Source organism: Paenibacillus popilliae ATCC 14706, from assembly GCF_000315235.1.
Classification (GTDB): domain Bacteria; phylum Bacillota; class Bacilli; order Paenibacillales; family Paenibacillaceae; genus Paenibacillus_B; species Paenibacillus_B popilliae.
Genome location: NZ_BALG01000277.1, coordinates 1 through 1,092 on the forward strand (window position 1 = coordinate 1; position 1,092 = coordinate 1,092).

Below are 1,092 nucleotides of genomic sequence, written 5' to 3' on the forward strand. Positions count from 1 at the left end.
ATCGTTTCGCTGCTCGCATTGGGGGTTCCTCTACTTTCAAACGATATTTTCTATTATTTTACCATACTCCGTCTCTTTGTTCGATTAGGGTCAGGCTTTTTCACCAGACTTCTAAGGTTATGTAACGTACGGACAAAGGGAAGAATTATGGTTGATTTTCATTTCTTGTATGGTAATATATGTTTATGGTAAGAAATTTGAAATTTATAGGATAATTAGGATGAAAATACTTCAAAAGATGTTATCAAGTGTGGTAGTATGTTCATTGGTTGTATTATTGACAGGTGTTTCTTATGCTTCACCAGGGCAATTTGGAGTTGAGCATTCCTATTCCGTTGCTCATGAGAAACATATCAGAATCAGCAAAGAGGACTACACTACCTATGTAAAGTACCATGAAATTCCTCGAACGTTCGACATTCGGGTAGTAGACAAGCACACAGGTCAAACCGTATTTAACGAAAACGGCGCGTCTATCGGAACCGTGTTATCTTGGTTGGAAAAGCCAACAGAAAGGAATAGACATAAGCGAGTTCCGCTTGTCATTCCGTTAGTATGGGGCGCTGCTGAACTCCTACCTGTAATCACCACAGGTATTACCGTAATTACTGGTATTACGTTAGCGGAGTCAAGAGAAGGACCGATGGGAAAACCTAATAGAAAGAAACAACATCGAGAAATACACGAAAAGAAAAAACAGGATGAAAAATGGAGAGGTAATCCAAATAAAAATCCGAATCGTCTCATGAAAAAACATACACCTAGTAAAAAACATAATGGCGGAAAATAGAGAGGATTTACAATTAGAAAAAGAAAGAACCGGATTAAGAATATGTTCTGAAAAAAATGTGGATATTGTTTTAAAAAGAGCATTTGTTCACTTTGCTAAATGGCTACGGAATAATTACAATTTCCCCAAGAGAGTTCCTGTTTATGTAAAAAGGAGTTACTATATTGTAGACAAATTTACTAAAGAACAAGTATCAGCTTCGTTTTGTGCTGTTTATTGCATACTAAAAATGCCTAGAATTGCAGCGTAAAAGTGCTTAGATCAGATGCAAAAAAAAGGCACTTGTCAGCCCCTTACATTCC

2 protein-coding genes are annotated in these 1,092 nt (G+C 36.9%); both read left to right on the forward strand.

Annotated elements, in window-relative coordinates; translation table 11 throughout:
* Positions 1–220: 220 nt before the first annotated feature.
* Complete coding sequence (locus PPOP_RS16025) at positions 221–790, forward strand: hypothetical protein (RefSeq protein WP_006287669.1); 570 nt, start codon at positions 221–223, stop codon at positions 788–790.
* Entirely contained in the window at positions 777–1,040 is a 264-nt protein-coding gene (locus PPOP_RS20950; protein WP_006287670.1) for a hypothetical protein, read from the forward strand. The genes PPOP_RS16025 and PPOP_RS20950 overlap by 14 nt, the downstream gene beginning before the upstream one ends.
* The last annotated feature ends 52 nt before the right edge of the window (positions 1,041–1,092 follow it).

Coding starts and splice junctions, on each gene's coding strand:
- PPOP_RS16025 (WP_006287669.1), top strand. CDS start 221: ATGAAAATACTTCAAAAGATGTTATCAAGTGTGGTAGTATGTTCATTG.
- PPOP_RS20950 (WP_006287670.1), top strand. CDS start 777: ATGGCGGAAAATAGAGAGGATTTACAATTAGAAAAAGAAAGAACCGGA.